The sequence below is a fragment of the Kribbella sp. ALI-6-A genome, from assembly GCF_001984195.1.
Classification (GTDB): Bacteria; Actinomycetota; Actinomycetes; order Propionibacteriales; family Kribbellaceae; genus Kribbella.
This window is the reverse complement of sequence record NZ_MTQN01000012.1, coordinates 1319892-1332853: the sequence shown is the minus strand read 5'-3', so window position 1 is coordinate 1332853 and position 12962 is coordinate 1319892. Positions and strand designations below refer to the sequence as shown.

The 12962-nt window shown below is 70.1% G+C and carries 15 protein-coding genes; 10 read left to right on the top strand and 5 right to left on the bottom strand.

The window, feature by feature from the left end; all coding sequences use genetic code 11:
• The first annotated feature begins 147 nt into the window (after positions 1–147).
• The 6 genes from BWI15_RS32830 (at position 148) to BWI15_RS32810 (ending at position 4579) form a co-directional block, all read left to right on the top strand.
• Positions 148–723, top strand: coding sequence for a PadR family transcriptional regulator (locus BWI15_RS32830; protein ID WP_077018389.1), 576 nt, complete (start codon positions 148–150; stop codon positions 721–723).
• 10 nt (positions 724–733) lie between these two features.
• Positions 734–1813: an inositol-3-phosphate synthase gene (locus BWI15_RS32825; protein ID WP_077018388.1), complete on the top strand. Its 1080-nt coding sequence runs from the start codon at positions 734–736 to the stop codon at positions 1811–1813.
• A gap of 228 nt (positions 1814–2041) precedes the next feature.
• Positions 2042–2872 (top strand): DUF72 domain-containing protein, encoded by an 831-nt coding sequence (locus BWI15_RS32820; RefSeq protein WP_077018387.1) that lies wholly within the window; start codon positions 2042–2044, stop codon positions 2870–2872.
• An 82-nt stretch (positions 2873–2954) separates the two neighbouring features.
• Complete coding sequence (locus BWI15_RS32815; RefSeq protein WP_077018386.1) at positions 2955–3392, top strand: hypothetical protein; 438 nt, start codon at positions 2955–2957, stop codon at positions 3390–3392.
• Between the two features lie 99 nt (positions 3393–3491).
• Positions 3492–3653 (top strand): hypothetical protein, encoded by a 162-nt coding sequence (locus BWI15_RS39625; RefSeq protein ID WP_168197412.1) that lies wholly within the window; start codon positions 3492–3494, stop codon positions 3651–3653.
• On the top strand, positions 3650–4579 hold the full coding sequence (locus tag BWI15_RS32810) for a hypothetical protein (protein ID WP_193432207.1): 930 nt from the start codon (positions 3650–3652) through the stop codon (positions 4577–4579). Before BWI15_RS39625 ends, BWI15_RS32810 begins: the two co-directional genes overlap by 4 nt.
• An 862-nt stretch (positions 4580–5441) precedes the next feature.
• Here the strand turns inward: BWI15_RS32810 and BWI15_RS32805 are convergent.
• The 3 genes from BWI15_RS32805 to BWI15_RS32795 form a co-directional block, all read right to left on the bottom strand.
• Positions 5442–6893: a zinc-dependent metalloprotease family protein gene (locus BWI15_RS32805; protein WP_077018385.1), complete on the bottom strand. Its 1452-nt coding sequence runs from the start codon at positions 6891–6893 to the stop codon at positions 5442–5444.
• Positions 6894–7079: 186 nt separating this feature from the next.
• Complete coding sequence (locus tag BWI15_RS32800; RefSeq protein ID WP_077018384.1) at positions 7080–8186, bottom strand: zinc-dependent alcohol dehydrogenase family protein; 1107 nt, start codon at positions 8184–8186, stop codon at positions 7080–7082.
• Positions 8183–8599: an acyl-CoA thioesterase gene (locus tag BWI15_RS32795; RefSeq protein WP_077018383.1), complete on the bottom strand. Its 417-nt coding sequence runs from the start codon at positions 8597–8599 to the stop codon at positions 8183–8185. The genes BWI15_RS32800 and BWI15_RS32795 overlap by 4 nt, the downstream gene beginning before the upstream one ends.
• 23 nt (positions 8600–8622) lie before the next feature.
• On the opposite strand from BWI15_RS32795, the gene BWI15_RS32790 reads away from it, so the two are divergent.
• The 3 genes from BWI15_RS32790 (at position 8623) to BWI15_RS32780 (ending at position 11031) form a co-directional block, all read left to right on the top strand.
• Entirely contained in the window at positions 8623–9285 is a 663-nt protein-coding gene (locus tag BWI15_RS32790) for an alpha/beta fold hydrolase (RefSeq protein ID WP_077018382.1), read from the top strand.
• Between the two features lie 46 nt (positions 9286–9331).
• Positions 9332–10264, top strand: a complete 933-nt coding sequence (locus BWI15_RS32785; RefSeq protein ID WP_077018381.1) for an acyl-ACP desaturase — start codon at positions 9332–9334, stop codon at positions 10262–10264.
• A gap of 71 nt (positions 10265–10335) precedes the next feature.
• Complete coding sequence (locus BWI15_RS32780) at positions 10336–11031, top strand: DUF6348 family protein (RefSeq protein ID WP_077018380.1); 696 nt, start codon at positions 10336–10338, stop codon at positions 11029–11031.
• Here the strand turns inward: BWI15_RS32780 and BWI15_RS32775 are convergent.
• Positions 11020–11646, bottom strand: coding sequence for a MerR family transcriptional regulator (locus BWI15_RS32775; RefSeq protein ID WP_077018379.1), 627 nt, complete (start codon positions 11644–11646; stop codon positions 11020–11022). The two genes, BWI15_RS32780 and BWI15_RS32775, sit on opposite strands and share 12 nt — an antisense overlap.
• Before the next feature lie 70 nt (positions 11647–11716).
• On the opposite strand from BWI15_RS32775, the gene BWI15_RS32770 reads away from it, so the two are divergent.
• The gene (locus tag BWI15_RS32770) at positions 11717–12184 is read left to right on the top strand and encodes a DUF4188 domain-containing protein (RefSeq protein ID WP_077018378.1); all 468 of its coding nucleotides are present in this window, start codon (positions 11717–11719) and stop codon (positions 12182–12184) included.
• Between the two features lie 13 nt (positions 12185–12197).
• On the opposite strand, the gene BWI15_RS32765 is transcribed toward BWI15_RS32770, so the two are convergent.
• Entirely contained in the window at positions 12198–12953 is a 756-nt protein-coding gene (locus tag BWI15_RS32765) for a hypothetical protein (RefSeq protein ID WP_077018377.1), read from the bottom strand.
• Between the last annotated feature and the right edge of the window lie 9 nt (positions 12954–12962).

Here is a 12962-nt window from a genome sequence, read left to right as displayed (position 1 = left end):
GCTTTCCCGGCGCGCGTCGCCCGCGATGCTGACAAAGATCGACTTTGTCATGAGTTGTCGCGCCGTCAGCGAGCTGCTTACAGTGGCGGCACGATGTATCGAGTCGATACATCAGGTCATGACAAACTGGGTTGAGGGAGGTGGGTCATGGGAAACCGCAGTGGGGTCCTGGAGCTCGCCGTACTCGGCCTGCTGCACGAAGCGCCGATGCACGGCTACGAGCTCCGCAAGCGCGTCAACGCCCAGTTCGGGTGGGGACGGGTGCTGTCGTTCGGGTCGCTCTACCCGTGCCTGAAGGCGATGCTCCGCACCGGCCTGATCGCGACCGAAGCCGGTACGCCGGACGGCCGCCGGCCCAAGATCGTCTACTCGATCACCGCCGACGGGAAGGACCACTTCGCGCACGCCATGCACGACGCGGGTCCGTCGGCCTGGGACGACGACACCTTCGGGGTCCGGTTCTCGTTCTTCGGCCGGACCGATCCGGCCACCCGGTTGCGCATCCTCGAGGGCCGCCGGGCCCGGATGGAGGAGCGGCTGGCCAACTTCCGGGCGGCGATGAGCCGGACCGCGGAGCGGGTCGACGCCTACACCCTCGAGCTGCAACGGCACGGCCTGGAGTCGGCCGAGCGCGAGGTCCGCTGGCTGAACGAGTTGATCGACGGCGAGCGGCGCCAGCAGCGGCCCCCAGACCACACACCGCCTGTTCCACCCCCCAACTAAGGAGTTCCAGATGACTTCGATCCGCGTAGCGATCGTCGGTGTCGGCAACTGCGCCAGCTCGCTCGTGCAGGGCGTGCACTACTACCGTGACGCCAAGCCCGACGAGCGCGTCCCCGGTCTGATGCACGTCCAGTTCGGCGACTACCACGTCCGCGACGTCGAGTTCGTCGCCGCGTTCGACGTGGACGGCAAGAAGGTCGGCCTCGACCTCGCCGACGCGATCGGTGCCAGCGAGAACAACACGATCAAGATCTGCGACGTGCCGCCGACCGGCGTCACGGTGCAGCGGGGTCACACGCTGGACGGGCTGGGCAAGTACTACCGCGAGACCATCACCGAGTCCGACGCCGCGCCGGTCGACGTCGTCGCCGCGCTGCGTGAGGCGCAGGTCGACGTCCTGGTCTGCTACCTGCCGGTCGGTTCGGAGCAGGCGGCGAAGTTCTACGCCCAGTGCGCGATCGACGCGAAGGTCGCCTTCGTCAACGCGCTGCCGGTGTTCATCGCGGGCACCAAGGAGTGGGCCGACAAGTTCAAAGCGGCCGGCGTGCCGATCGTCGGCGACGACATCAAGTCGCAGATCGGCGCCACCATCACCCACCGCGTGCTGGCCAAGCTGTTCGAGGACCGCGGCGTCACCGTCGACCGGACCTACCAGCTGAACGTCGGCGGCAACATGGACTTCAAGAACATGCTGGAGCGCGACCGGCTGGAGTCCAAGAAGATCAGCAAGACCCAGTCGGTCACCTCGCAGCTGGTCGACGACATCGACCCGCGCAACGTGCACATCGGCCCGTCGGACTACGTGGCCTGGCTGGACGACCGCAAGTGGGCCTTCATCCGGCTCGAGGGCCGCAACTTCGGCGACGTGCCGCTGTCGCTGGAGTACAAGCTCGAGGTCTGGGACTCACCGAACTCGGCCGGCATCATCATCGACGCGATCCGCGCGGTGAAGATCGCCAAGGACCGCGGCATCGGCGGCCCGATCCTGTCCGCCTCGTCGTACTTCATGAAGTCGCCGCCGGAGCAGTACGCCGACGACGTCTGCCGCGACCTGGTGGAGAAGTTCATCAAGGGCGAGGTCGAGCGCTGATCGCGTCGTCCTGACCTGGCCGGGCCCTCACGATTTGTCGTGGGGGCCCGCGGGGGGTGTCTGATGATTCCGCGCCGTAGCGAGCAGGTGCTCGGTGCGGTGGCTCGGCGTGCTGGAGCGGAGGGTGCGATGCGGAGCATCGTGCCCTTCGCGCCAGTGCGGCGAGGTGCCGTGCCGAGTGCCGCGCAGTAGGCGGGGAATCATCAGACACCCCCTAAGGTTTTGTCCGTGCGACTTCATGTCGGCTGCGCGATGTGGACGCATGCGGCCTGGGACCTCGGATCCAAGGACCGCCTGCGCACGTACGCGACCTGGTGCACCGCGGTCGAGGGCAACACCACCTTCTACGCAACGCCGTCCCGCGGCTCGGTCGAGAACTGGGCCGCGCAGACCGCGCCGGACTTCCGCTTCGTGGTGAAGCTGCCGAAGACAATCACGCACGAACGCCGCCTGCGCAGCGCCGACGCCGAGCTGGCCGGTTTCCTCTCCGCCCTGGAACCGCTCGGCCCGCGGGCCCACGCCTTCTGGATCCAGCTCCCGGCGTCCTTCGGCCCGGGCGATCTCGGCGCGCTCGCGACATTCATGCACAAGCTCCCGCGCGATCACCGGTACGCCGTGGAGGTGCGGCACCGCGAGTTCTTCGACGACGAGCGGGCGGCGGGCAAGCTCGAGCAGGTGCTCGCGAGGACGGGATCGGAGTGGGTTCCGTTCGACACGACGACGCTGTTCGGCCGGCCGGCGACGAGCCTGGTGGAGCGCGAGGCGTGGATGAACAAGCCGCGCGTTCGCCGGCGTACGCGTGCTCTCACCGACCGCCCGATCGTGCGGTACATCGGGCGGGACGACCCGGAGGAGACCGCGGCGGGATGGCAGGGCTGGGCCGACCTGACCGCCGGGTGGCTGCGCGAGGGGCGTTCGCCGACGATCTTCATCCACACCCCGGACAACGCGCTGGCGCTCGGGCTGGCGCGGCGGTTCCACGACGACGTCCGGGCCCGGGTTCCGGAGCTCGAGCCGCTGCCCGAACCGGTGGAGACCACCCCGCCGACGCTGTTCTGATCCGTTTTCTTCGCCAGAGGTTCAACCAGGGCGACATTCGTGTCTCGCCGCGGACGCCCGTTGTGCCCTAGGTTTGTTCACTGTGAGGTACGACGAGTTCCGCTCTGCGTATGACGCCGTCCAGCAGGCGTGCCTCGACGCGCGGCTGGACGTGGACGGCCTGGCCGCCGAAGTGAGCCGTTTGGCGGTGCTGGCCGACCAGGTGGAGCTCCGCTCCGAGCGCGAGGACGCCGCTGCCGACCTGGCGTCGCTGACCGACTTGCTGGAGATCGTCCGCCGGAGCGCGCCGCCGCCGGCCTCACCGGCGTACGAGAAGGCGTTCCAGGAGGCGTCCGCGCTGACCGCGGAGGCGAAGGCCGCGCAGGGACCGGTCACCGAGCGGATCAAGCTGGCGCAGCGGGCGATCAAGAAGATCCGGACGCTGGCCGACCGGGTCGAGGATCCGGGCGAACGCTTCACGCTGCTGAAGATGACCGAACCGCTGGCCATGCTGGCCGACGGTCTCGAGCACTCGCGCTGAGCTTCCGGGGTTTTCCACAGCCTGCTGATCGACCTCTGATCCCGGGCCCTTTCTCCATACCTTCCCTGGCGAGACATCACTTCGCCTGGAAGGACCCCCATGGAGACCACCGAGCCGTACGGCGACCGCCTGGCCCGCACCGAGTGGCTGATCGCCGAGCTTCGCCAGCGCGCGGACAGCTGTGAGGATCCGCACGAGCGCACCAACCTGCACCGCTCCGCCGACGCCCTGGTCCGCCTCGCCACGTCCCTGCGCCCATGACGGTCGACCAGATCCAGTCGGCCCTGCAGCACCACAACGCCGGCCGCGTCATCCCCGCCGCTGCTCCGCACACCCTGCCCGAGCTGCTGACCCAGCACGCCCGAGCCGCTTTGTCGCTGTCGGGCGCCGACCAGTCCGCCTGGAACGGCCAGATCGTCGAGGCCGGCGACGGCATCCTCGGCCTGGCCCACTGGGACGGCACGCTCCATCTCGACCGCGAGTTCATCCTCGCCCCACTGCACGACCTGTACGCCCGCGCCGGCGAATCCCGCCCGACCACCACCCTCGCGCGCTACCGCGACGCCCTACTCACTCTGCTCCACGAGCAATCCCACTTCCTGGGCCCTCACGGCGCCACCCAGGAGGCGGCCCGCCAGGCCTTCCACACCCTGGGCGCTCAGGCCTTGGAGGAGGGCGTGGCCGAAGCCTGGTCCCACACCCACCTGGACGCCTATCTGCACCACCTCGCCATCCCCCACCACGCCCCAGGCATCGAACACGTCGCCACCCGCCCGTCGTACCAGTCGTACGTCCCGGCCACCCTCGCCCTCACCAACTACCTGGACCACCGCCGCTCCCAACCCCCAGGCAACACCCTGCATCTGCTCAATCGCCAAACCACAGAAGGCCAATGGCCGCTGGTCGTCGACCTCCTCTACCGCTCCACCACGCTCCCCCGCCGAGTCCCTCCCCTCCAGGAGCCCGAAGTCCGCCACCACCTCGAATCCCACCTGCGCACGGCGTTCCAGTCCCTCGAGGTCCTCCAGTTCCTTCCCCAAGACCTCGCCGCCCACCGCTCCCGGTCCACCCTCCACGCCGCCCTCACCACCCTCGACCAGGACCTGGCGCGCCTGACCAACGCCTTCCCGCGCGCACAGGAGCGCGCCCGCCATTCCCCCGACGACGAACTGGAGCTGACCCGATGACGCCCCCGGCTGATCGAGTGCTTGGTTGCGGTGTGGCGACAGGTCACAGCGGAGCGGCTACGACGCACTGTCCGGGTCAGCGATCTGCGGCTCGACCCGCCCCTTTCCACCGAGCCGGGGGAGGGCGTCCGCCGTCAGCCCGAGTCGGCGGGCACCGCTCCCCCGGGGTTCGGGCCGGCAGATCCGCTGCCGACCCGTCGACGGTTCACGCGAGTCGCGCGCACGAACCGCGCACGTACGAGCCACGTCCGGCGGCGACGTGGTCGGCACTCGCAGGACCCGAAGAAGGAAGCCTTGTGGCTGGCGGACTTACCGCCCGGCAGGAGTTCAGCGCTGGACCAGTTCCCGGGTCGGCCCGAGAGCTGGTGGTGGTGACGGTCAGGACGGCGTGCCGCACGTGTGTCACCTCAGGTGGCTCGATGTGCCGGCTTGTGCGGCTCGGCTGCTGGATGCTTCCTCGCCGTGGGCGTCGGTTGGTACCTCGTGCAGCCCGAGCTTGAGCGTCTCCGCTGAGGTCTTGCGCCGCCACCAGTACCTCTCCCGCGGCGGCTCGGCGAGCACCGCTGCCTCGGCCCGGCGCGACCGAGATGCACAGGTCGAAGGCCGCGGCGAGCAGTGCGATCCGCAGTGTGTTGTCCACCCAGGCAAAGAACCGTCCCCCGAGCACGGGCTCGGGGGACGGCGCCTGCGGGTGGCCGGCCCGCCAGAGGGCGGCCTGCCGCAGGGTTCAGGGGTGGGTGCTTCAGACGCCTGGCCGCGCCGCGGCCGCAGTCCCGATCAGGGAGGTTCAGCTGGGGGTCGTGGGTGGCGCCCAGGGAAGCGGGGCCGCCGCCTTCACCAGAGGAGGCGGCGGCCCGGGAGGTCAGCCGGCGGTGACGCGGACCGAGTACGCGCCGCGGCTGCCGTACGTCGAGTAGCCGGTGTTCAGCGGGCTGCCGTAGCCGACGTTGTCCACCCGCAGGTAATAGGTGCCTGCGGCAACCTCCTGGGTGATGCTCGCGCTCAGGCCGGTCGGCGTGCTCGCGCTGGTCTGGCCGGCGGCCGGGTCGGCGGTGGCGACGACGGTGCCGGCCGAGTTGAGCAGCTGGAGCTTGATGTCCAGGTCGGCGCCGCTGGCGGCGGCGTTCGCGGTGAACGTGTAGCGGCCGGCGGCCAGGTTGGCGACGCGGAACACGTCAACGTCGCTGTCGTTGGCGTAGACGCCGTTGGCGGTGGCGCCGAGGGCCAGCGTCGTCGCGTCGGTGGTCGAGTTGCCGTGGTCGTCGGCGCGCAGCGCGAGGCCGTTCTGGCCGGCGACGGCGAAGTCGTCTTCCTTGTTGTTCGCGCCGGTGTACTCGCCCTTGCTCCACTGGCTGATCGCCTTGGAGTAGCCGACGCCCATGATCGGGGCCCAGGCGCCGTGGCCCTGGTAGTACCCGACCGATGCCGTGCCGTCGTGGCTCAGGCCGATGTTGTGGCCGGCCTCGTGCGACGCCGCCTCGGCGATGTTCTTCGCGCCGGTACCGACGCCCTTGGTGAAGACCAGCGCCGGCTGGTAGTACGCGTGCCGGCTCGCCTCGTCGTACACACCGACGTACGCCACACCGCCACAGCCGCAGCCCGACTGGTACCAGGTGCCGGGATCGATCAGCACGCGCGTGCCGTACTGCTGGTCGGACGATCCGGACCGCGTGATCGCCGACTCCGCCGGCGCCTGCGTCGTCACGTCGACGTCGAACGGCGCGTAGTCCTCGGCGATCCGGGCCCACACGTCCCGTACGACGTCCTGCTCGGCCGTGCTCCAGTTGGCGGTGTTGCCGTCGGTGTCGTACGCCGCGACGTTGACCGTGCTCGGCCTGCCGCCGGAGTTCCAGGCGGTGCCGGTGATCGTGTGACCGTCGAAGTCCAGGTAGATCACCCGGTTCGCGCCGGGCTTGCTGTGCAGCTCGAACGCCGGTCCGGCCGCGACGGCGGAGCGGACGGGAGCAGCGGCCCAGCGCGGGGACGCGGCCGTCGCGGTCCGCTCGGCCTTGGTCGCCATCGGCTCGCGGAAGAAGAGCTTGCCGGTCTTGTCCAGCCAGCTGGTCTTGTCGGTGGCCAGGATCTGCTGGAGCTTCTGCTCGGCGATCCCGTTGCGCTCGGCCAGCTCGGCCAGGCGCGGCTGGAGCTTGCCCAGCGCGGCCTTGCCCTGGAGCTGTTCTCCGATCACCTGGTCCAGCGGGGTGGGGGCGGACTGCTGCGCGTCGGCCTGGTTGCCGGCCACGACGGCCAGCGCGCCGAAGACGACGGCACCGGCTCCGACGAGCGCGCCGGTACGACGGATCCTGCTCTGCATGGGGGGTCCTCCTCAGGGACTCCTCGGGAACCGTGCGTGCGCGGGCGGCGCTCGAACGGTCCCTGCCTCACGTGCGGTGGGCGTATCCGCACGGTGCGTAGCCTGCCCCAGAGGTTGCCGCGTTGTATACGGTCCTGACGCGGAATTTACCTTTCCCGACACGTTGGCAGGCGAGAGCAACTTCGGTCAGAGCACGAGGACCTGGCGGATCGAAGTACCGGCGGCCAGTTCGTCGAAGGCTTCGTTCAGCTGACCGAGCGCGACGGTGGAACTGAGCAGCCGATCGACCGGCAGGCGGCCGGCCTGGTACAGCGCGATGTAGCGGGGTATGTCCCGGCTGGGAACGGCTGATCCGAGGTAGGAGCCCTTGAGTGTGCGCTCCTCGGCGACCAGCGAGACCGCCGAAATGCTCAACGTTTGCGAGGGATGCGGCAGCCCGACCGTGACGGTCGTCCCGCCCCGGCGGGTCGCCGCGTACGCCTGCTCCAGGACCGCGGCGCTGCCGACCGTCTCGAACGCGTAGTACGCGCCGCCGGCGGTCGCCTCCCGTACGGCCTCGACCGGAGAGTTGCCGCGGGCATCGATTGCCACGGTGGCACCGAGCGACTCGGCCAGGCGCAACTTCTCCGGGACGACGTCCACGGCAACGATCGGGTGCGCGCCCACCAGCACCGCGCCGAGCAACGCCGACAACCCGACGCCGCCGAGACCGAAGACGACCGCGCTCTGCCCGGCCTGGACCCGGGCCGTGTTCACGACGGCGCCGACGCCGGTCATCACCGCGCACCCGAACAGCGCCGCGATCTCCGGCGGCAGCGACGGATCGATCTTCACCGCCGACCGGGCCGACACCACCGCGTGGTCGGCGAATCCGGAGACGCCGAGGTGATGGTGGACGCCGTCCAGCCGCCGCGGGCCGCCGAGCAACGTGCCGGCGGTGTTCGCGGCCGCGCCCGGTTCGCACAGGGCCGCGCGTCCTTCCGCACACGGCCCGCAGACGCCGCAGGCGGGGACGAACGCGAAGCCGACCGTGTCCCCCGGCGCGAACGCCGGCGACTCCGACCGGACCACCTCGCCGGTCGCCTCGTGCCCGAGCAGCATCGGCATCACCCGCGGCCGGGATCCGTCGATCACCGACAGGTCGGAGTGGCACAACCCGGCGGCGCGCACCCTGACCAGCAGCTCCCCCGGTCCGGGAGCGGCCAGTTCAACCTCCTCGATCCGCAGCGGCCGCGACTCGGCGTACGGCTGAGGCAGTCCCATCTCCCGCAGTACGGCACCCTGCACGATCATCCGGCGATTCCCTCCAGCGCGCTGCGCAACTCGTCGGGCAGCGGGACCGGCCGGCGGTTCTCCCGGTCCACGAACACGTGCACGAACCGCCCGAGCGCGGCCGGCGCGTCGCTGCCCGCGCGGAACAGCCCGATCTCGTAGGTCACGCTCGAGTTCCCCAGCTTGGTCACCCGCAACCCCGCGTCGACCGTGTCCGGGAACGCCAGCGACGCCTTGAACGTGCACTGCGACTCCACGCACAGCCCGATCACCGGCCCGCGGTGGATGTCGAGCCCGCCGGACCGGATCAGGAACTCGTTGATCACGGTGTCGAAGAAGCTGTAGTACTCGACGTTGTTGACGTGCCCGTACACGTCGTTGTCCTTCCACCGCGTCGTGATCGCGTGGAAGTGCGGAAAGACGGACCGGTCCACCGGCCCACCATAAGGTGCATCGCATGACGTACGTGCTGATTCCCGGCGCGGGCTGTACGCCGTACCACTGGCACCCGCTGACCGACGAACTGCGCCGGCGCGGGCACTCGGTGATCGCGGTCGACCTCCCGTGCGACCACCCGACCGCCGGCTTCGCCGAGTACGCCGAGGTGGTGATCGAGGCGATCGGCGACGCCGGCGACGTGACGCTGGTCGCGCACTCGCTCGGCGGAATGACCGCGCCGCTGGTCTGCGAGCGGATCGACGTGGACCTGCTGGTCCTGGTGGCCGGCATGGTGCCGCGGCCGGGCGAGTCGGCGGAGCAGTGGTGGGTGAACACGGACTATCCGTGGAGCGAGGACGAGACCATCGACGCCTTCTTCCACGATCTGCCGCCGGAGCTGGCGCAGGAGGCGCTGCGGGAACTGCGGCCGCAGTCGGGCGCGCCGATGGTCGAGCCGAGCCCGCTCCGCGCCTGGCCGAAGGTGCCGACGCGGGCAGTGATCGCACGCGACGACCGACTGTTCCCGCCGGACTTCCTCCGCCGAGTGACCGAGGAGCGGCTGGGGATCACACCTGACGAGGTGAGCGGCGGCCACTTCCCCATGCTCGGACACCCGGTCGAACTCGCCGACCTGCTGGAACGCTACAAAAAAGATAATCCAGCACAACCTACGGTCCCGTAACTTACGGTGCCGTAAGGTAGGGGGACGCCGACGAGAGGAACCCCTGGTGTCCGACAAGCTGGTCACGAACCTGCTGCACGAGCTCGAGCCTGTCGTCGAGGAGAACCTCGAGCGGCACCTGAGCATCACCAAGGACTGGAACCCGCACGACTACGTGCCGTGGAGCGAGGGCCGGGACTTCGCGTTCCTCGGGGGCGAGGACTGGGCGCCGGAGCAGTCGCGGCTGGACCCGGTGGCCAAGGTCGCGATGATCACGAACCTGCTGACCGAGGACAACCTGCCGTCGTACCACCGGGAGATCGCCACCCAGTTCGGGCTGGACGGCGCCTGGGGGACGTGGGTCGGCCGGTGGACCGCCGAGGAGGGCCGGCACGGGATCGCGCTGCGCGACTACCTGGTGGTGACCCGCGGCGTGGACCCGGTCGAGCTCGAGGTGGCCCGGATGGCGCACATGACCGCCGGGCACCAGGTCGACAAGAACATGCTGGAGGCCGTCGCGTACGTCAGCTTCCAGGAGCTGGCCACCCGCGTCTCGCACCGCAACACCGGCAAGGCGACCGGCTGCCCGATCGCGGACCAGCTGCTGGCCCGGATCGCCACCGACGAGAACCTGCACATGATCTTCTACCGCAACCTGGTCTCGGCCGCGTTCGAGATCGCGCCGAACGAGACCATGCGCGCGGTCACCAACGAGGTCGCGGACTTCTCGATGCCGGGCGCGACGATGGAGGGGTTCGCCCGCAACTCGGTGACGATCGCGAAGGCCGGCATCTACGATCTGCGGCTGCACCACGACGAGGTGGTCGCGCCGATCCTGCGGATGTGGAAGGTGTTCGAGCGCGACGACCTGAGCGGCGACGGCGCCAAGGCGCGCGACGAGCTGGCCGAGTTCATGACCGACCTGGACGCGCAGGCGTCGCGGTTCGTCGAGCAGCGCGACCGGCTGCGAGCCCGGCAGGCGGCCCGCGCGCAAGCGTGAGTACGGCGGACCACGGCGGGCCGGACACGGCGTACCGCGGCGGCCCGAGTACGGCGTACTAGGGTCGCGGCATGACCGATCGGCTGCCCGACCCCGTGATCCTCGACAAGCTGGCCGCGAAACTGGCGGCGGCTTCGGGGCGTGAGTGGCGCGTCGACGGCGACGTGGTGCGCGGCCCCGGCACGGTCGGCGTCACGCTCGGCGAGGACCACAGCGGCGACGCCGGCCATCTCGACCTGAACTTCGTGCTCAACCTGGACCGGCCCGAGACGACCACCTTGTCCGACTGCGTGGCCGGGTACGGCGACTCCGTCGAGGACTCGGTCGACCGCGCGATCGACCTCTGGCTCGGTACGACGGGCAGCGCGGTGTTCGAGCTGCTCATCCAGGACGGGTCCTTCGCCGGGCACTTCGGCGCCGACGACCCGGGCGGCTTCCCCGGCTGGCATCTGATCCACGGCGGCATCGTCGGATGGGGCACCGGCGCCGAGCACCAGGCAGCGCAACTGTGGGCGCGCGACCATCTGCTCGCCCCGGTCCTCGCACCGGTGCTGACCAAGGATCTCCAGCTCACCGGCGGGCAACTGGTCGGCATCAAGGTCTTCTTCGGCGGTCGCGAGGGCTCTGAGACGGCCGAGGTCCGGGTCAACGGCGAGATGCACGAGACGGCCAGTGCGGCGATCGCCGAGCTCGACTGGCCTCGTCCGGTGGACGACCTGACCTACGCGCGGACCTTCCTTCTCTTGGTGCAGACCTCAGCCGGGTAGGTGCGAGCTGCCGTAGCGCTTGGCGGAGGCGCTCTGCTGGGCCAGCCGCCGCAGGGCGAGCAGCACGGGTCCACCGAGGGCGGTGACCAGCACGGTGGCCTCCACCATGCTCTGCCGATCCCCTGACGGCAGATGCGCGACCTCCGCGTCGGCGATCTCGGCCGCAGCCTTGGCGTAGACCTGCAGCAGGTCGTCGTCCAGGTGGTAGCCGACCTTCTCCAGCGCGTCGAGCGCTCCGGCGAGCAGGATGCGGTCGGTCGACTCGGCGAAGACCAGCCAGCCGTGTTCCGCGATCAGTTCGTCGACGCGCAGCCGTGACTCGACCGTCGCGGTGAGGTCGTCCGGGATCAGCGCGCCGTGTGCCGCGCCGAGCACCTCGTGCACGTCACGGGACTCCTCGTCCACCTCGGCAAGCACGCTACGGACGCGCGCCAGCGACAGCCCGCCCGACTCGACCAGCGCCCGGATCAGCCGCAACCGACGCACATGCGACTCGTCGTACCGGCTGCGGGTGGCGCCGACGGCCTCACCCGGCGCGAGCAGGCCCTCGCGCAGGTAGTACTTGATCGTCGGCACCGGTACGTCGGTCCGCCGGGACAGTTCCGCGATCCACATTCGTCCTCCTGTTGACTTTTGGAGAGTACCACTCTCCAATATTGGGTATCGGAACTATCCAAGGGGTGCGATGATGATCGAAGGACGGCAAACGGCGGCGTACGACGGAGACCTGGTGGTCTTCCTGATCGGGATGCGGGTGAACAAACTGCGTGCCCTGCGCCGCTGGCTCCCGGTCGCCCGCGCGATGGGGCCGATGCTGCGCGAACTGAGCGCCGACCCGGACAGTGGTCTGCTCGGCTTCCGCACGTTCCCTGGGCTGCGCAGCGTGACGATGGTGCAGTACTGGGAATCGGCCGAGAAGCTGCAGGCGTTCGCCAACGACGCACAGCGCACGCATCGCCCGGCGTGGGTCGAGTTCTACAAGCAGTCCTACCAGGGCAGCGCCGTCGGCATCTGGCACGAGACGTTCGTGGTGCCGGCCGGTCACACCGAGACGATCTACGGCAACATGCCGCTGCTCGGCCTCGGCACGGTGGCCGGCGTCGTCCCGGTGAGCCGCCGCGGCGCCACTGCGGCCGAACGGCTCGCGCGCTGACCCGGTACGACGCTCAGAACGACTGCTCGAGCGCGGCCACCAGCCGGGGAACCTGAGTGGCGGCGTCGGCAGGCTTCCCGCTGATCCGGACCAGCGGCAGCACGTGGTGCGAGAGGCCGACCACCGGGTGGCCGAGATCCACCAGGGCCGCCTCCAGCGCCTTCACCAGACGATCGGGCTGCCGCCAGGTGGCGAACCACCAGACGATAGCGGTGCTCGGCCGCGCACCGTGACCGCTGAAGGTCCCGGCCGCGTCGACGTACTTGCGCCGTGCGACCGGACCGAACACCGCGACGAAGGCCACCCCGTTGAACGCCCAGATCGTGTTCCGGCCCGTGAAGAGCGAGGTCCGCGGCGTCAGCATGGCAGCCAGCTTCCACGCCGGTCGCACCGCCGTGATCGAGCCGACGGCGAACTGGGCGAACGGCACCACGTGAGGCCGCAGGAACGGCGCGAACGACCCGATCAGCAGCCCGCGGTCGAAGACGACGACCTTCTCCCCGCCGTAGTACCAGAGGATTCCCCCGCAGATCGCCAACCAGATCGGGAGCATGCCGAGCGCACCGGCCACCGTGGCGTTGCCGATGGCGGCCCCGATCACGCAGAAGGCGACGAAGCCGAGCGTGACCGCCCACGCCTTCGGCGACGGCGGATTGGCCTCGACGTGCCGCACTCGCCCGAGCTCCGGGAACTCCGCGGCGAGCCGCCGGACCTTCCGGGTCACCCGGTCACCGGTCACCGCTGGGGTGGCGTTCGTCTGCTGGCTCAACCGATCGGC